This window comes from Winogradskyella sp. Asnod2-B02-A (assembly GCF_045063645.1).
GTDB lineage: Bacteria > Bacteroidota > Bacteroidia > Flavobacteriales > Flavobacteriaceae > Winogradskyella.
In genome coordinates, this window is record NZ_JBEFOG010000027.1 from 1,008,861 (window position 1) to 1,026,203 (window position 17,343).

A 17,343-nucleotide genomic window follows, 5' to 3' on the forward strand; every position below is an offset into this window, starting at 1 on the left:
TATTCTATCTAATAAGTGTTTTTATTCTTTATTTTCTGGAGAATCTTTTTCCTTACTAGCATCTTTAAATTCCTTAATTCCACTTCCTAATCCTTTCATTAATTCAGGGATTTTTTTACCTCCAAATAATAAAAGTATTGCTAAACCAATAATTACATATTGCCATGGTCCAATGAATAAAATTATATTATTAAAAATCATAACTTTTAATTTAGACTGCAAAGTTAGTAATTATAGTTTAATAATAGCGTTATTTAGTCAACTTTAAGAGTTTATCGTGGTACTATTTCAGTATTTTAACTAATTTTGTTTTGATGGCAAAAAAGAAAAAAAAAGAAAAAAAATTCACTAAGAAATTGCTTCATAAGTATCGTTTAGTCATACTAAATGAAGATACTTTTGAAGAACGTTTTGCGATTAAACTAACACGTCTAAACGTTTTTATTCTTACATCACTTTCTGCAATATCGCTTGTTTTCTTTACGGTTTTATTAATTGCATTTACTCCGTTAAGAGAATATATTCCTGGTTATTCTTCATCTAAGCTGAAAAAGAAAGCCACCATGTTAAATTACAAAACAGATTCTCTAGTACAAGAATTAGAACTGAATAAACGTTACTACGCTTCAATACGAAAAGTATTAACAGGAGATGTTGCTACTTTAGAGTTTAATAGAGATTCTTTAATAAACGCAGCTAATAATGATCTCGACATTTTGCAAGTATCAACCAACCGAGAAGATTCTTTATTAAGAGAAAAAATTGATAAAGAAGACAAATACAATTTATTTGAAGCTTCAGGAGACCAATCTAATTATGTGTTGTTCCCTCCTGTAAATGGTACCATTTCTGAAAGTTATAACTTAGAAGAAAAACACTATGCCGTGGATATTGTTGTATCAGTTAATACTCCTGTAAAGGCAACAGCCGACGGTACGGTTATTTTTGCAGAATGGACAGTAGAAACTGGCTATGTGGTGATTATTGAGCACAACAGAGAGTTAATTTCTGTTTATAAACATAATTCTGCAATTACAAAAGCACAAGGTGATTTGGTAAAAGCAGGAGAAGTTATAGCCATGTCAGGTAATGCCGGAGAATTAACCACAGGACCTCATCTTCATTTTGAATTATGGAGCAAAGGATATTCTGTAAACCCAACTAATTTTATCAATTTTGAATAATGGCATCACTTAAAGCCGCACTTTCTAAGCCATTTGCAAAATTCGTTGCAAAGCGTATTCAGAAATGGTCTTCTAAACCTGTTGAAACACAACAAAAAGTTTTTAAGAATTTAATTTTAGAAGCTAAGCACACTGCGTTTGGTAAAGACCATAAGTTTAGTTCTATATCATCATATAAAGAATTTCAAGCTAATGTTCCTATTAGGGATTACGAAGAGTTAAAACCGTATGTAGAACGTGTTGTTGCAGGTGAGGAAGATGTACTTTGGAAAGGTAAACCTATTTATTTTGCAAAAACTTCAGGTACAACTTCTGGAGCAAAATACATTCCTATTACAAAGGAAAGTATGCCAACTCACATAGAAGCGGCTAGAAATGCTATTTTAATGTATATCCACGAAACAGGAAATGCAAAATTTGTAGATGGTAAAATGATTTTTCTTCAAGGAAGTCCAATTTTAGAAGAAAAGAATGGTATTAAACTTGGACGATTGTCAGGTATTGTAGCACATTATGTACCTAAATACCTTCAAAAAAACAGAATGCCGAGTTTAGAAACCAATTGTATTGAGGATTGGGAAACTAAGGTAGAAGCTGTGGTTGATGAAACCATAAACGAAGATATGAGCATCATTTCTGGGATTCCGTCTTGGGTGCAAATGTATTTTGAAAAATTAATTGAAAAATCAGGAAAGAACGTAGGTGATCTTTTTAAAAATTTCAACCTTTTTATTTTTGGAGGTGTAAATTACGAACCTTACAGAGCTAAATTCGAGAATTTAATAGGAAGAAAAGTAGATAGTATAGAACTGTATCCTGCAAGTGAAGGCTTTTTTGCGTTTCAAGATAAGCAGAATGAAAAAGGTATGTTACTTCAGTTAAATTCTGGTATTTTTTACGAGTTTGTAGAAGCACAACATTTTTTTGAAGACAACCCAAAACGTATCACTATTGCAGATGTAAAGTTAAGCGTAAATTACGTAATGATTATTTCTACTACAGCCGGACTTTGGGCATACAATATTGGAGACACTATTCAGTTTACATCACTAAAACCTTATAGAGTGATTGTAAGTGGTAGAATAAAACATTTTATTTCAGCCTTTGGAGAGCATGTTATTGGTAAAGAAGTAGAACAAGCTTTAAAAGAAGCGATAGAAAACACATCTATTTCTGTTAATGAATTTACGGTTGCACCTCAAATAAACCCTGTAGAAGGTTTACCTTACCACGAATGGTTAATAGAGTTTGAAAACGAACCAGAAAATGAAGCTGTTTTAATTGACGCATTAGAGCAATCTTTAAAGAAACAAAATAGTTATTATTTAGATCTAATTGAAGGCAAAGTTTTAAGGCCTTTAAAGCTTACAAAAATTAAAAAAGACGGATTTCAAACTTATATGAAATCTATCGGAAAATTGGGAGGACAAAATAAAATACCAAGATTATCTAACGACCGAAATATTGCAGACCGTATGCATCAGCTTAATTTAACTAAATAAAGCTATATTTGTTGGTCAAAATAGCATGAGTACAATGAAGAAAAAACAAGGAAGAACAAGAGCACAAGAGAGTTCTAGTGCTATAGAGCGCATGTATATTACTATGCGTCATCTTTTTAATCGTGGATTTTATAAACCAATGGGAGTTTCTGGTGAAACTTTGCGAGAAGCCCTATTGCTTTTAAGACCAGAAATCTATGGTTCAATAGGAGAAGAGAAAGCAGAGTTAGAAGGTTTACTATATGTTGTAGATCGTTTACCACAAGGTATTGAAGAATGTACGTTTATTAATCTTACCAGTGATGAAGGTTATGCTAATTCTCATTTTAAAGCGATTATTCCTCCAAAAAGAAGGCGTAATTGTTACAGAATAGATGATGAACAAATGAATATTGAAATTACAAGAGGTCGCTCTGAAATTTACGATATTTTAACGCATCTTACCTTTTTATTTGTTGAGTCTCATAAAATCAGTAAACGTGTTATTATTGATGAAGAAGGCACAACAGTTAGAGATTGGCAGAAATTAGAAAATGCTGTAAATTCTACAAATAAACTGACACAGAAAGAACGCGAAATTGCCATTACACATACGGCAAATATTTTAGGAAGAACGTTTAACGAACTCACTGAGGCTTATCCAAAATTTGCGACAGAGAATCAACCTGAACGTTTGTTACATATTGTATATTGGTTAGGTAAATTGGCCATTGAAGAAACAATTAATAATAACAAACGTACTATTACATTTAGTCCTGTTCTAAGAGAGCGTTTGGGTCATCATATTCATGGTGAAATATGGGCAGATACTATTAAATCTGCTTTGCATAAAAATGATTTATTAGAACGACCTATCCATATTATTAGTGCCAATATGCATAGTGTTATGAATACTTTGTTTGCTAAAGGAACCCTTAAAGGAGCTGATGCAAAAAAAGATATTTTTCAAACGTATGAAGCCTTAAGTGATTCTAAGAATTCTAGTTTACGCAATAAAGTAGAGAAATCTGCGTTGCAAAATGGAATGATTCAAATAAACGATACGTCTGGAACTAACATAGATATTCAAATTTTTGATACTGACAAGATTGATTTTTCTAAAACTGAATTTAAATATTTAGAGGGAGTTAAAGAAAACAAAGCCGTTATTTTTGTAATGGATTATGCTTTTGGAGAGCAAGCCTACGAAACATTAGACGAACTTTTAAAGCCCATAAATGTTGGTGATAAACATGTTCATTTAGATGTAAAGTCTATTTCAATAATGGGTAAAGCTGGTATTTTAGAAGGAGGTAAAGGAGATGTAATGATTCCTACAGCTCATATTTTTGAAGGTACCGCAGACAATTACCCTTTTAAAAATGAGTTAAGCCAAAAGGATTTATTAGACTGTGGAGTCTCTGTTTATGAAGGCACTATGGTTACTGTTTTAGGAACATCACTTCAAAATAAAGAGATATTGAAGTTCTTTAAAAACTCAACATGGAATGTTATTGGTTTAGAAATGGAAGGAGCACATTACCAAAAAGCCATACAAGCAGCATCTAGAGTAAGAGGCAGTATTAATGAAGATGTTAAAGTAAGATATGCCTATTATGCTAGTGATAATCCTTTAGAAACGGGTAGCACATTAGCCTCTGGTGGATTAGGAACCTCAGGTGTAAAGCCAACATACGTTATTACTAAAAAGATATTAGAACAGATATTTAATTCATAACAAATGAGTGAAAAATTACCGCAACAGCCAAACAACGAAGAGGTTGATTTAGGACAATTGTTTAATGCTATTGGAAATTTATTTCAAAGATTATTCAATTTTATAGGTAGTATTTTTAAGGGCATTTTTTCAGCTATAATTTATACTATAAAGCCACTTGTAGACAACTTTAAATTGGTGGCAGTTGCTGTAGTATTAACTGCCATATTGGGTTATGCTTATGAAAAAACTAAAGAGCCTATTTATTCTTCTGAGATGGTAGTTGAGCCTTACTTTGATTCTAAATACCAACTCTCTAGTAATATAGGTTATTTTAATACTTTAATAAATTCAAAAAACCTTACCGAATTATCGGATATCTTTGAAATTGATACAGTAGAAGCAAAGACATTAGTTGGCTTTGAGTTAAAAGCTGGTCCAGAAACACAAAACGATTTATTTGTAGAATATGATGCGTATGTGCAATCGATAGATACATCTTTAGTAGATGAATTAAGTTATTTAGAATATATAAAAAATAGAGACTTAATGTCTGGTAGGTTGTTTGCTGTAAAAGCTAAATCTTCTAAAGTTGATATTTTTCCACATTTACATGTAGGGTTTAGAAAGACGTTTGAGAATGATTTTTCGGAACACAAAAAAAGAGTTAGAGATACATTAGCTTATATGGATCGTCAATCAATAAATATTCAGTTAGATCGATTGGATAGTATTCAAAAAACGTATTTAGAGGCTATTAAAAATGACTCTAAAAGTCCAAACTTATCTCTTGGGTTAGGTAGTGTATTACCGCTTCAAGAGGAGAAAACAGCAACGAAAGAATTCGATTTATATTTAAAAGAAATAGGCTTAAGGAGAGAATTGAATAAAATAGATCGAACCATAGCAGAAGAAAATACATTTTACGATGTATTATCTCCATTTGATAAAGTAGGTAAAAAAGATAGTAGTATAAAGCGACGTTATAGATTATTGTTTCCTTTTATGACTATCGTATTTTTTATCCTTGCTTTTCTAGCATTAAAAGCCTTTAGTTTTATTAAAAATTATGAATAAAAAAATTCTAGTTACAGGAGGTGCTGGTTTTATAGGGTCTAATTTTATTGCTTATTTACTAAATACCAATACCCAAATAGAAATAGTAAATTTAGATAAACTGACTTATGCAGGTGATCTTTCAAGTTTAAAAGAGCAAGAAGAAAATGAGAATTACACTTTTGTAAAAGGTGATATTTGTGATACTCAATTAGTAAATGAACTTTTTGATACTTATAAATTTAGTGGAGTCATTCACTTTGCTGCAGAATCTCATGTAGATAACTCTATAAAGCATCCTGATGCTTTCATTACAACTAATGTTTACGGAACGTTTAACCTATTAGATATTGCCAGAAAACACTGGATGGATGCTCCATTTTCATATAAAGACAATTGTGAAAATAATAGATTCCATCATATTTCAACAGATGAGGTTTATGGTACTTTAGGCAAAACGGGTTTATTTACAGAGGAAACTCCTTATGCACCCAATAGTCCATATAGTGCATCAAAAGCATCCTCTGATTTTATAGTAAGAAGTTATTTTCACACCTATGGAATGAATGTGGTTACTACCAATTGTAGTAACAACTATGGACCAAAGCAACATGACGAAAAACTGATACCAACTATAATTAGAAAAGCACTCAACAGCGATCCAATTCCTATTTATGGAGATGGTAAAAATATTAGAGATTGGTTATATGTAGAAGATCATTGTAAAGGCATTAATTTGGCATTTCAAAAAGGAAAAGCAGGTGAGACTTATAATATAGGTGGAAAGAACGAACGCGATAATTTATATATAGCTCATAAAATTTGTGATATTTTAGATGAGCTAAAACCTAAGGATAAACCGTATTCTGAACTGATTACTTTTGTTAAAGATAGACCTGGACATGATTTTAGATATGCTATAGATGCATCTAAAATTGAATCAGATCTTAATTGGCATGCAGATGAAAACTTTGAAACAGGAATAGTTAAAACCATTGAGTGGTATATAAAAAAATATAAAAAATAATAGTGCTGTAAGTTTTTTTTTGAAGGCTCAATGACACTATTAATAAGTATTGAATATGAAAGGAATAGTTTTAGCAGGAGGATCTGGTACACGATTACATCCATTGACTTTAGCTGTGAGCAAGCAGTTAATGCCTATTTATGATAAACCGATGATATACTATCCTTTATCAACGCTAATGTGGTCTGGTATTAGGGAAATATTAATTATTTCAACACCTCAAGATTTACCGCTATTTAAAAAGCTTTTAGGAGATGGAAAGTCTTATGGTTGTGACTTTCAATATGCAGTGCAAGAATCTCCAAACGGATTAGCAGAAGCCTTTATCATTGGTGCGGACTTTATTGGTGATGAAAAAGTAGCTTTAATCTTAGGAGATAATATCTTTTATGGCTCTGGTTTAGCAGATTTACTTCAACAAAATAATGATCCAGATGGCGGAATTATATATGCTTATCACGTTCATGATCCAGAGCGTTATGGTGTAGTTGAGTTTAATGATAATGACGTCGCGGTTTCAATCGAAGAAAAACCTAAAAAACCAAAATCTAATTATGCCGTTCCTGGTATTTATTTTTATGATAATTCAGTTGTAGAAATTGCAAAAAATATAAAACCAAGTCATAGAGGTGAGTTAGAAATTACAGACGTTAATAAAGCCTTTTTAAGTCAAGGAAAATTAAAAGTTAGTGTATTAGATAAAGGAACTGCATGGCTAGATACAGGCACCTTTAAATCGCTAATGCAAGCTTCTCAGTTTGTTCAGGTTATTGAAGAAAGACAAGGTTTAAAGATTGGTGCCATAGAAGAAGCAGCTTATAGAATGGGCTATATTGATAAAAAACAATTTAAAAAAGTGGTTAAGCCATTAACTAAAAGTGGCTACGGAAAACACTTATTAAGTTTATTATCAGAATAAAATAGAATGACTGTAAAAGAGACGAAACTACAAGGATGTTATATAATACAACCACAGATCTTTAAAGATAAGCGAGGTTATTTTGTTGAGAATTATAATCAAAACAGCTTTAATACAGCTTTAGGTTTGGAGGTTAACTTTGTTCAAGATAACGAATCACAATCCTCAAAAGGAGTCCTTAGAGGACTTCACTATCAACTTGGAGAATATGCGCAAGCAAAACTAGTAAGAGTTATAAAAGGCAAGGTTTTAGATGTTGTTGTTGATGTAAGACCAAAATCTTCAACCTTTGGTGAGTATTTTTCAATTGAACTTTCAGAAGAAAATAAAACGCAACTTTTTGTACCTAGAGGTTTTGCTCATGGCTTTCTTGTTATGGAGGACGAAACTATTTTTAGTTATAAATGCGATAATTTCTACAATAAAAATTCTGAAGCAGGTATAATTTACAACGATGAAGATTTAGATATTGATTGGAAATACCCAAAACAAGAGTTAATTATTTCTGAAAAAGATTTAATCTTGCCTAACTTTAAGAATGCGAGGTTATGAAAAAAGTGATTGTTTTAGGCTCTAATGGTCAACTAGGTAAGACGATAAAGGATTTTTCTGAAACCGAAGCTGTTCAATTTGTTTTTTTTTCTCGAAGTGAGGTAGATATCACTAACAAAAACAGTTTAATAACAGCCTTTGACAATTCAAATTTTGATTATTGTATTAATTGTGCTGCTTATACTAATGTAGAAGCTGCAGAAACAAATATTGAGGACGCTTTTTTAATTAATGCAGAAGGAGCAAAAAATATTGCTGAAGTCTGTAATAGCTTTCAGGTAAAATTAATACACATATCCACAGACTATGTGTTTGATGGTGATAAAGATGCACCTTACACTGTCTCTGATGATACTAATCCTATTAATCAATACGGAAAATCAAAATTAAAAGGTGAGCTTAATATCCAAGAGCATTTAAAAATGCACTATATCATTAGAGTCTCATGGTTATATTCTTTACATGGCAAAAATTTTGTAAAAACAATTATTGACAAAATTAAGAATGATGCCACTTTAAATATTACTACAGAAGAAAAAGGCACACCTACAAGTTGTATAGATTTAGTTGCATTTATTTTACACATAATTAAAGGTGATAATATGCCTTATGGGATTTACAACTTTTCGGCTAATGGAAGTACTACATGGTATGGATTTGCTAAAGAGATTGCAAGAAATTATAGTGCTGAAAAAATAGAAAATATAAATCCTTCAGCACACTTTAAAACTATCGCTAAACGACCTAAGTATAGTGTTTTTGATCTTACAAAAACACAACAGTATTACAAAGTACTTAATACATGGCAAGAGAGTGTTGGTGCTTTGGTTGAAAAATATAAAATGGAAAACAATTAAACTGCGTTTTTCACCATAATTATTTCGTACGATCTCTAATTAAAGTCTAGCTTAGATTTTAAAACAATTTAGATACTAATATTCAAGTAAACCAATTAAATAATTGTTGGTTTTTTAGGACAATGAAACAAACAAATCATTAATAGTTTAGTGGTTCTATATATTGTTGAGTCCATTAATAATAGTATTTTTGTTTACCATTATAATTTTGAAATTATAATAAAAAAATATTACAATAAATAAGACGTATTTATGTTCAGTTTAAAGGATAAATCTATATTAATTACAGGAGGTACAGGCTCATTAGGAAAGGCACTTACAAAGCATATTTTTGAGACCTATCCAGATATCAAAAAGCTAGTTATATTTTCTAGGGACGAGCAAAAGCAGTTTCAAATGGCTCAAGAATATCCGCCAGATCGCTACCCACAAATTCGCTTTTTTATAGGTAATGTTAGAGATAAAGAACGCTTGGTTAGGGCCTTTCAACGTATAGATTATGTGATTCATGCAGCTGCTATGAAACACGTTCATATAGCAGAATATAATCCTGATGAATGTATAAAAACCAACATAAATGGAGCAGAAAATGTTGTTGATGCCTGTTTAAGAACTAATGTAGAACGTGTTGTTGCCTTATCTACAGATAAAGCTTGTGCGCCTATTAATTTGTATGGTGCAACTAAATTGACCTCAGATAAATTATTTATTGCAGCAAATAATATAAAGGGAGATAAGCCTATTAAATTTTCGGTAGTAAGGTATGGTAATGTTATGGGTTCTAATGGTTCAGTAATTCCATTCTTTATTAAAAAGAAAAACGAAGAAAACAAGTTACCAATTACAGATCCTAATATGACGCGTTTTAATATATCGCTTCAAGGTGGAGTAGATATGGTGATGCATGCTTTAGAACATGCTTGGGGAGGAGAATTATTTGTACCTAAAATACCTTCATATAAAATTATGGATGTGGCAGAAGCTATTGGTCCAAATTGCGAAAAACCAATTGTTGGTATAAGACCAGGAGAAAAAGTACATGAAGAAATGATTACGTCATCCGATTCTTTTTATACTTATGATCTTGGAAAATATTACACCATTTTACCAGCAATGCACCAATGGAAGACAGAAGATTTTGTGAAAGCTTTTGATGCAAAAAAAGTAAAACAAGGCTTTAGTTATAATTCCGGAGATAATGAAGATTGGGAAACCATAGAGAGTTTAAGAAGCCTTATAAAAGAGCATGTAGATTCAACATTTGAAGTGTAGTTTTAACATGAAAAAAATAGCTATTATTCCGGCAAGAGGAGGAAGTAAAAGGATTCCTAGAAAGAATATAAAATTCTTTATCGATAAACCAATAATTGCATATTCTATTGAAGCCGCATTAAAAAGTAATCTCTTTGATGAGGTTATGGTGTCTACAGATGATGAAGAAATAGCTAAAATTGCTAGAGAATTTGGTGCAGAAGTTCCGTTTTTAAGAAGTGAAGTCAATTCTAATGATGTAGCAACGACAATAGATGTCATTGCTGAAGTCATAGAAGCTTACAAAAAAATAGGACAAGCGTTTGATTATACCTGTTGTATCTATCCATGCGCGCCATTTGTAACCGAACAGATTTTAACTTCTAGTTTTTCTAAACTTGAAGGTGAAAATTTAGATTGTGTTTTCCCTGTTTTAAAATATGGTCATCCAATACAGAGAGCTTTAAAAGTTAAAGCGGATAATAGAATTGAAATGATTGCGCCAGAAAATATGCAGATAAGAACGCAAGATTTGGAAGCATCATATCACGATTTAGGTCAGTTTTACATGTTCAAAACTGAAAAAATCATTTCAGCCAATAGACTTTGGAATGATAATACAGGCTTTATAGAGCTAAAAGAAATAGAATCACATGATATAGATACTATTGAAGATTGGGAACTTGCCGAATTTAAGTATAAGTATTTAAAAAATATAAAATGAGGATTTTAATCACAGGAGTTTCAGGAATGTTGGGAGCAACTTTAGCTAATATGTTAGAGGAAGAACATGAGGTGTATGGCACAGGAAATTCTAACTTTGATGAGCAACCTAAAAACTATAAAGTTTTAGATTTAAATTCTGAGAATTATCAAGATATTATTGCGTGGTCTAAACCAGAAATTATAGTCCTGTCAGGTGCTTTAACCAATGGTAATTACTGTAATAATAATCCAGATGAAGCGTTTAGTATTAACGGAATATCGGTTAAAAAGTTTGCTGAAGTGACAGATGCTAGTGTAAAATTCATTTATATTTCAACCGATGCTGTTTTTCCATCTGCACTTCATTTAGCTAAAGAAACAGACTGTGTTTCCCCAGAAAACGTCTATGGAAAATCAAAAGAGTTGGGTGAATTTTTCACTAAATTGAGTGATAGAGAGTTTTGTATCATCCGAACCACAATTGTTGGGTTAAACCTAAATTCTAAAAAAGCAGGTTTTGTAGAATGGATCATTAATGCTTCTAAAAAAGCTGAGGAAATTTCTTTATTTGATGATGTTGTATTTAATCCAATTTCCATTTGGGAGCTTGGAGAGGAAATAAAACACATTATTTCATTAAAAGATTTTCCGAATGAAATACTACACATTTCAGGAACCGAAATTGTGACCAAATATAAATTTGGTATAGAATTATTAAAGCATTTAAATTTAGACACAACCACAATAAAAAGTGGTCTAATATCGTCTTTTAAAGATAGAGCAAAACGATGTAATGATCAAACGCTTTCTTGTAACTATTATCAACAGAAATATAATAGGAAACTGCCAAAGCTTGCAGATACGTTACAAAGCATAAATCAATATTATGAAGCAGATAAAATTAGGAAATAAAATAGTTGACAATAATACGTTATATTTTATTGCAGATATAGGTGCAAATCATAACGGTTCTTTAGAAAAAGCTATTGAGTTAATTCATTTAGTTAAAGAAGCTGGAGCAGATGCCGCAAAATTTCAAAATTTTTCAGCTAAGAAGATTGTTAGCAAGTTAGGGTTTGAGAATATGAAAGGTAAACTCTCACATCAATCTAATTGGGAGAAGTCGGTTTTTGAAGTTTATGAAGATGCAAGTATCAATAAAGATTGGACACCCATTTTAAAAGCAGAATGCGATAAAGTAGGATTAGATTATTTTACTAGTCCTTATGATTTTGAATCGGTTGATTTGGTAGATCCTTTTGTAGAATTATATAAAATAGGATCTGGTGATGCCTCTTGGTTAGAGATTATAGACTACGTTTTGGGTAAAGGTAAGCCAACATTACTAGCTACAGGAGCTTGTGATTTGGAAGATGTAGAACGAATGATGAAATTAGCCTTAAGCAAAACCAATGATATTGTATTAATGCAATGCAATACAAATTACACAGGTAGTGCGGAGAACTTTAAATTTTGTAATTTAAATGTTTTAAAAGCCTATAAAGAAATGTACCCTAATACTATGTTGGGTTTATCAGATCACACTAGTGGACATGCAACTGTTCTTGGCAGTATTGCATTAGGTGCTAGAGTTATTGAAAAGCACTTTACCGATAACAACGACCAAGTTGGTCCAGATCATGGTTTTGCAATGAATCCATCAACCTGGAGAGATATGGTAGATAGATCTTACGAGTTATTGGCTGCTTTAGGTGATGGAGTAAAGCGAGTAGAAGATAATGAGAAGCAAGCTTATATTGTGCAAAGACGTTGTATTTGTGCAGCATCTAATCTAAAAGCCGGACATGTATTGTCTAAAGAAGATTTAGAACCACTTAGACCTATAGGAGAAGGCGGTTATCAGCCGTATCAATTAGAGGAGTTAATAGGAAAGGAATTGAAGAAAGACATTGTGTTTGGTGAGCACTTTACAAAAGAAAGTATTGTATGATTAAAGGAGAAAAAGTTGGTTTAAGAGCTTTAGAAAGAGAAGATTTAAAGTATTTAAGAGATTGGAGAAATAAAGAGGACTTTAGAAGAAACTTTAGAGAGGTAAGAGAATTGTCTTTAACCGATCAAGAAAAGTGGTTCGAAAGTATTCAGAACACCAAGCATATCAATTTCATGTTTACTATTGTAGATTTAGAATCGAATGAACCCATAGGTGCTGCTGGTTTACTTTATATAAACTGGATTAACAGATCTGCAGATTTTTCATTTTATATTGGAAAAGACGATATTTATATTGATGATAAAGACGCGTCTTTAGAAGCCGTGAACTTATTAATAAAGTATGGTTTTAATAATCTAAACCTTAATAAAATTTGGATGGAACTGTATGAGTTCGATACTAAAAAGATAGATATTTTTACCAAGAAGTTTAACTTTAAGCAAGATGGTTTATTGAGAGAAAACTGTTTTGAAGATGGTAAATATTGGGATTCCTATTTAATATCTTTATTAAGTAAAGACTTTAAGATATAGTATGATGTAAATCTACTGTATGTAGTATGTAACTTTTTGATAGTACAGATGTGGTATCGTTACATTTTAAAATAGTTGAGCTTAAGGGTTTTTACTATTAAAATTAAAATAGCCTTAGATATTGTCCTTGATAAAGATCATAAATTTTTTTAAACAGAATAAAAGACTATTCAGTTTTATGGCCTTGAGCTATGTAGATAAAGCTGTTATTTTTTTACTTCCAATAATTGTTTTATTTTTTTTTAGAGATAAAACAGTTTATGTTTCAATTGAGTATATATACTCAATTACTATAGTATTAATTCCTTTAATAGACGTAGGGTTATCCACCTACTTTTTCTATCAATACAGAAATTCTAACGACCACAATAAAACAGTTGAAACATTTAAAAATGTGTTTCAGAGGCTTTATTTAGTGATCTCTTTTTTAGGGTTATTCGCAATACTGCTAAATCTCTTTGTCTTTGAATATGAGAAATTTATTGTTTTTATCGTCTTTAGAGTTCTTTTTGTATTAGTTACTACATTTTTAGCATCGTATTATAGGCTAATAAATGAGCCGGAAAAAGTGGTTTTAATAACCATAGTATCTAATTTTATATCACTTTCATTTCTTCTGTTTTATTTCTTTTTTGACTACGATTTTTCCCTTTGGTTAATCTTTGCAGGACAAATTCTGTTTTCATTATTTTATTTTTTTAAAAGCTTCAACTTAGTTTTTTTAGTAAAACAATCTACTGTAAGTTTTAATAAAATAAAAACGGTACTAAAAGGGTCGGTAATGTTTTCTTGGCCTACTATTATTCAGATATTTTTAATAATGTACATTACTAATTACGGTAAAATTCATGCACTGACAAATATGCCAATAGAAGATGGAGTGCTTTTATCTCTTATTCAACGTTTTTCAATGGTTATATTTCTTACCCATTCTTCTCTATTAGCATACATGGTAAAATCTATATATGTAGAAAAAAACATATTAGGTATCAATAAAAGTATACTTTTTAAATACTTAGGCTTATTAATAATGACGATGATTATTGTAATGTTAATTAGTGGCATTTATTTAGTTTATAATTACGATCAAGATAATGTGCAAAGACCAATATTTATAACAACATTAATTATAGTACAAACTTTTATGAGTTGTGTTTACGCCTACTTAGAACTTAATTATGGTAGAGAAAACAAAAATATAATTAAATTGTATCTGGCTATTTTTGGAGCTGTCTTGTTTTTCTCATTATTGATGTTCTTAAAAATTGATTTCTTAGAAAAAATAGCAATAGCAATGTTTATTAGTACATTTGCCTCACTTTTATTAAGTGTTACAATACTCTATAAAAGAAATTATAAGCTAGTTTAATTAAGAAGATATTCAACAGAGTAGAATGAAGAAAAAGAATATATGCTTTATTTCTAATTATTACAAAACTCAAGTATTTGTAGAAATAGCAAAGACTTTAAAAAATCATAATATTGAAAGCTTTTGGATAATTCCCAACAAAAAACAATACGATGAGCTTCAAGACATATTTCCTATCAATCAACTGCTATATATAGGTAAAAAAGAGGTTTTATCAACAAATAGTAATATTGAAACCTCAATAGACTTTAAGATTAATGAATTGGTTTATGGAGATCGTGTTTTAAAGCACGAACCCTCTAAATGGTCTTATGATTACCTAAACAAGCTTAGCCCTCTTTATAGCGACTTTATAAAGGAGAATAACATTAGTTATGTTTTTGGAGAATTGACTTGGGCACATGAGCTTATTGCATACAGGTTACTTTCACAAAATAAAGCACTAAACTGTGAATTTTTAAACCCACACACCATTAGAATACCAAATGGTCGTTTTACATTTTTTACAAATGAATTTCAATCTAACATTCTAGAAGCAGATAAAAATATAAATGCCAAGGGTGATTTTATTAAACTCGAAAAGCCAGCTTATCTTGCCTTAAATGATAAGTTGCTAGCAAAAAAAGGTAAGTTATCTCATAATTTAATTTTATTAAAAAACTTTATCTTTAGAACTAATCAAGACGGCAACGACCCAACGCTTTATAGCAATCCAATTTCTCAATTTAAAGTTAAAACAGCTGAAATTTATAATAGGGTTATATTTAAAAATTTCATTTCAGAAACAGCTATAGCCTCTTTACCAAAAGATAAAAAGCGTGTGTTATTTACCTTGCACAAACAGCCAGAAGCATCAATAGATGTTATAGGTCGTTATTATGAAAACCAGTTAGACCTAATTCATAATATTTGGAGAATATTACCAAAGGACTATATATTATTGGTTAAGGAACATTCTAATGCCATTGGAGATCGTAATTTTGATTTTTATAAGCGTGTAAAAAAATTACCAAATACATATCTAATAGACAATAAAGCAGATACACACCTGTTATTAGATTCTATAAGTGCCGTTTTTACAGTCTCAGGCACCATAGCATATGAAGCAGCACTAAAAAACAAGCACAGTTTTACTTTTGCGCCTACATTTTTTAATAAATTGAAAGGCTGTAAACAGATAAGATGGACAGATTTTAAAGAGCATACCTTAGAGCAACTTATAAAAGCGAATACAGAAGGTTTAGATCATTCAGAATTTTCTAAATGGCTGCTAGAAAATTCTTATGAAGGAATTATGTCTGATGCTTTTGGTGATCCAAGGAGTGTAAGCGAAGACAATATTAAAGCACTAAGCAACGCATTTATTGCTACGATACAATAACTATGGTATTAAGTAAAAATTTAATTATAAAAAGCATGCTTATGGTGTGCATTTTGTTCTTGGCTTTTACTGGTTTACAAATGTTTGAAATTGGAAATATCTCCTTTTCATATTATGTGATATTAAGCACTTTATTTGTTGGTTTAATTTCGTTATTGCTATATAAAATTCCACCTATTCAGAATGCCCTTATTTTATTAATTCTACTCTATATTATTTTAAGTTCCCTAATAAATTTTAACCACTTTAAGTTTACCTCGGTAATGTATTCAATTATGTTTCTGACGTTTTTTATTTATATCATTTATTACTCTAAAGAAAACCTAAAAATTAACAACTTTGTGTGGCTTTTAAAATTTATCATTATAGCCTTTTTCGTTATAATGATTATATCTCAAATAATGGTGTTTTTTGAGCTTCACACTTTAGAACGACCAATAGGATATTTTCAAAGTACTGGTGAACTCGGAATTCAGTTTAATCATAGAACGCAATCTTATAGATATTATGCATTATCTACGGAGCCATCTTACTCCGCAATAATTGTTATGTTGTCATTAATCATTTTAAGGGATTTAACAGTAAAAAAGAAAAAACTGCTACCGTATGTTTTTATGGTTTGTTATATGTTTTTATTTTTTAAATCAGCTATGGGATTTATCATAGCCTTCTTTTATATTTTGACACAAGTAACAATAACCAAAAAGCAGTTTCTGATATTTGGTCTCTTAGTTTTGATTGCCGTATCGATGTTTTTTTTCACTGATTTAGGAGGGAAAAGTGTAAATAGGATAAGGGAAATATTTGCTTTACTATTTACAGATTTCTCTAACTTTATAGTAAATCTTAAAAATATAGATTCTAGTGCACACGCTAGAATTGGACCTACTTTTCGTTATTTTGAACAAATGGATTTATTAAGTTATCATACCTATTTCGGATATGGTGCGGCAACATCTGAGCCTTTCTTTTCTAAAATTATTTATCCAGAGGCATGGAATACACATATGATATTCAGACCTCCTTTTATTCCTGGTTTTTTATATGATTACGGTTTTTTAGGAACCTTTTTAGTTTGTTTTTTTTTATGGAGGTTATTAAAAAATACAACTCTTATTTTTAAGATTATTGTTTTATTAGTACTAATTAACTCAAATTTTAACACACAATTGTTTTGGTTTGCTATTGTGATAATTGAACTTTATAAGTTTTTTAAGAAAGATGATTTAGTTGAAACAGTTGAACTTAAACTTAATTGATTTATTCTAGTTAAAAAAACGAGTTATCTTTGCTTATTCTAATAGTTTATAATATCAATTTAATTAGGGCTGATGTTCCTAAATAAGGATTTCCATTTTGT

Annotated in this window: 17 protein-coding genes; 16 read left to right on the plus strand and 1 reads right to left on the minus strand. The window is 30.5% G+C overall.

Annotated elements, in window-relative coordinates:
• Positions 1 to 21 precede the first annotated feature (21 nt).
• Positions 22 to 201, minus strand: a complete 180-nt coding sequence (locus tag ACJJVO_RS12455) for a twin-arginine translocase TatA/TatE family subunit (RefSeq protein WP_115815509.1) — start codon at positions 199 to 201, stop codon at positions 22 to 24.
• A 113-nt stretch (positions 202 to 314) separates the two neighbouring features.
• On the opposite strand from ACJJVO_RS12455, the gene ACJJVO_RS12460 reads away from it, so the two are divergent.
• The 16 genes from ACJJVO_RS12460 (at position 315) to ACJJVO_RS12535 (ending at position 17,242) form a co-directional block, all read left to right on the plus strand.
• Entirely contained in the window at positions 315 to 1,184 is an 870-nt protein-coding gene (locus ACJJVO_RS12460; RefSeq protein ID WP_405574655.1) for a M23 family metallopeptidase, read from the plus strand.
• Positions 1,184 to 2,686 (plus strand): GH3 auxin-responsive promoter family protein, encoded by a 1,503-nt coding sequence (locus ACJJVO_RS12465; RefSeq protein WP_405574657.1) that lies wholly within the window; start codon positions 1,184 to 1,186, stop codon positions 2,684 to 2,686. Before ACJJVO_RS12460 ends, ACJJVO_RS12465 begins: the two co-directional genes overlap by 1 nt.
• A gap of 25 nt (positions 2,687 to 2,711) precedes the next feature.
• Positions 2,712 to 4,403: a DUF6909 family protein gene (locus ACJJVO_RS12470; protein ID WP_405574659.1), complete on the plus strand. Its 1,692-nt coding sequence runs from the start codon at positions 2,712 to 2,714 to the stop codon at positions 4,401 to 4,403.
• Between the two features lie 3 nt (positions 4,404 to 4,406).
• Positions 4,407 to 5,459 carry a hypothetical protein gene (locus ACJJVO_RS12475; protein WP_405574662.1) on the plus strand — a complete coding sequence of 351 codons (1,053 nt, stop codon included), beginning with the start codon at positions 4,407 to 4,409 and terminating at the stop codon, positions 5,457 to 5,459.
• Positions 5,452 to 6,465 (plus strand): dTDP-glucose 4,6-dehydratase, encoded by a 1,014-nt coding sequence (rfbB, locus tag ACJJVO_RS12480; RefSeq protein WP_405574664.1) that lies wholly within the window; start codon positions 5,452 to 5,454, stop codon positions 6,463 to 6,465. The genes ACJJVO_RS12475 and rfbB overlap by 8 nt, the downstream gene beginning before the upstream one ends.
• Positions 6,466 to 6,520: 55 nt before the next feature.
• Positions 6,521 to 7,384, plus strand: coding sequence for a glucose-1-phosphate thymidylyltransferase RfbA (gene rfbA, locus ACJJVO_RS12485; protein ID WP_405574667.1), 864 nt, complete (start codon positions 6,521 to 6,523; stop codon positions 7,382 to 7,384).
• Between the two features lie 6 nt (positions 7,385 to 7,390).
• On the plus strand, positions 7,391 to 7,936 hold the full coding sequence (gene rfbC / locus ACJJVO_RS12490) for a dTDP-4-dehydrorhamnose 3,5-epimerase (protein WP_405574669.1): 546 nt from the start codon (positions 7,391 to 7,393) through the stop codon (positions 7,934 to 7,936).
• Positions 7,933 to 8,793, plus strand: a complete 861-nt coding sequence (rfbD, locus tag ACJJVO_RS12495; RefSeq protein ID WP_405574672.1) for a dTDP-4-dehydrorhamnose reductase — start codon at positions 7,933 to 7,935, stop codon at positions 8,791 to 8,793. Before rfbC ends, rfbD begins: the two co-directional genes overlap by 4 nt.
• A 252-nt stretch (positions 8,794 to 9,045) precedes the next feature.
• Positions 9,046 to 10,065, plus strand: coding sequence for a UDP-N-acetylglucosamine 4,6-dehydratase (inverting) (gene pseB, locus ACJJVO_RS12500; protein WP_405574675.1), 1,020 nt, complete (start codon positions 9,046 to 9,048; stop codon positions 10,063 to 10,065).
• Positions 10,066 to 10,072: 7 nt separating this feature from the next.
• Positions 10,073 to 10,768: a pseudaminic acid cytidylyltransferase gene (gene pseF, locus ACJJVO_RS12505; RefSeq protein ID WP_405574678.1), complete on the plus strand. Its 696-nt coding sequence runs from the start codon at positions 10,073 to 10,075 to the stop codon at positions 10,766 to 10,768.
• Entirely contained in the window at positions 10,765 to 11,661 is an 897-nt protein-coding gene (locus ACJJVO_RS12510; RefSeq protein WP_405574681.1) for an SDR family oxidoreductase, read from the plus strand. Before pseF ends, ACJJVO_RS12510 begins: the two co-directional genes overlap by 4 nt.
• On the plus strand, positions 11,636 to 12,700 hold the full coding sequence (locus tag ACJJVO_RS12515) for an N-acetylneuraminate synthase family protein (protein ID WP_405574683.1): 1,065 nt from the start codon (positions 11,636 to 11,638) through the stop codon (positions 12,698 to 12,700). Before ACJJVO_RS12510 ends, ACJJVO_RS12515 begins: the two co-directional genes overlap by 26 nt.
• Positions 12,697 to 13,233: a GNAT family N-acetyltransferase gene (locus tag ACJJVO_RS12520; RefSeq protein ID WP_179337521.1), complete on the plus strand. Its 537-nt coding sequence runs from the start codon at positions 12,697 to 12,699 to the stop codon at positions 13,231 to 13,233. Before ACJJVO_RS12515 ends, ACJJVO_RS12520 begins: the two co-directional genes overlap by 4 nt.
• Before the next feature lie 178 nt (positions 13,234 to 13,411).
• Positions 13,412 to 14,602, plus strand: a complete 1,191-nt coding sequence (locus tag ACJJVO_RS12525) for a hypothetical protein (RefSeq protein ID WP_405574686.1) — start codon at positions 13,412 to 13,414, stop codon at positions 14,600 to 14,602.
• Positions 14,603 to 14,627: 25 nt separating this feature from the next.
• Complete coding sequence (locus tag ACJJVO_RS12530; RefSeq protein ID WP_405574688.1) at positions 14,628 to 15,983, plus strand: hypothetical protein; 1,356 nt, start codon at positions 14,628 to 14,630, stop codon at positions 15,981 to 15,983.
• 383 nt (positions 15,984 to 16,366) lie between these two features.
• Complete coding sequence (locus tag ACJJVO_RS12535; protein ID WP_405574690.1) at positions 16,367 to 17,242, plus strand: hypothetical protein; 876 nt, start codon at positions 16,367 to 16,369, stop codon at positions 17,240 to 17,242.
• The last annotated feature ends 101 nt before the right edge of the window (positions 17,243 to 17,343 follow it).

Coding starts and splice junctions, on each gene's coding strand:
- pseF (WP_405574678.1), top strand. CDS start 10,073: ATGAAAAAAATAGCTATTATTCCGGCAAGAGGAGGAAGTAAAAGGATT.
- ACJJVO_RS12460 (WP_405574655.1), top strand. CDS start 315: ATGGCAAAAAAGAAAAAAAAAGAAAAAAAATTCACTAAGAAATTGCTT.
- ACJJVO_RS12530 (WP_405574688.1), top strand. CDS start 14,628: ATGAAGAAAAAGAATATATGCTTTATTTCTAATTATTACAAAACTCAA.
- pseB (WP_405574675.1), top strand. CDS start 9,046: ATGTTCAGTTTAAAGGATAAATCTATATTAATTACAGGAGGTACAGGC.
- rfbA (WP_405574667.1), top strand. CDS start 6,521: ATGAAAGGAATAGTTTTAGCAGGAGGATCTGGTACACGATTACATCCA.
- rfbB (WP_405574664.1), top strand. CDS start 5,452: ATGAATAAAAAAATTCTAGTTACAGGAGGTGCTGGTTTTATAGGGTCT.
- ACJJVO_RS12525 (WP_405574686.1), top strand. CDS start 13,412: ATGGCCTTGAGCTATGTAGATAAAGCTGTTATTTTTTTACTTCCAATA.
- ACJJVO_RS12470 (WP_405574659.1), top strand. CDS start 2,712: ATGAGTACAATGAAGAAAAAACAAGGAAGAACAAGAGCACAAGAGAGT.
- rfbC (WP_405574669.1), top strand. CDS start 7,391: ATGACTGTAAAAGAGACGAAACTACAAGGATGTTATATAATACAACCA.
- rfbD (WP_405574672.1), top strand. CDS start 7,933: ATGAAAAAAGTGATTGTTTTAGGCTCTAATGGTCAACTAGGTAAGACG.
- ACJJVO_RS12535 (WP_405574690.1), top strand. CDS start 16,367: ATGATTATATCTCAAATAATGGTGTTTTTTGAGCTTCACACTTTAGAA.
- ACJJVO_RS12510 (WP_405574681.1), top strand. CDS start 10,765: ATGAGGATTTTAATCACAGGAGTTTCAGGAATGTTGGGAGCAACTTTA.
- ACJJVO_RS12475 (WP_405574662.1), top strand. CDS start 4,407: ATGAGTGAAAAATTACCGCAACAGCCAAACAACGAAGAGGTTGATTTA.
- ACJJVO_RS12455 (WP_115815509.1), bottom strand. CDS start 201: ATGATTTTTAATAATATAATTTTATTCATTGGACCATGGCAATATGTA.
- ACJJVO_RS12520 (WP_179337521.1), top strand. CDS start 12,697: ATGATTAAAGGAGAAAAAGTTGGTTTAAGAGCTTTAGAAAGAGAAGAT.
- ACJJVO_RS12465 (WP_405574657.1), top strand. CDS start 1,184: ATGGCATCACTTAAAGCCGCACTTTCTAAGCCATTTGCAAAATTCGTT.
- ACJJVO_RS12515 (WP_405574683.1), top strand. CDS start 11,636: ATGAAGCAGATAAAATTAGGAAATAAAATAGTTGACAATAATACGTTA.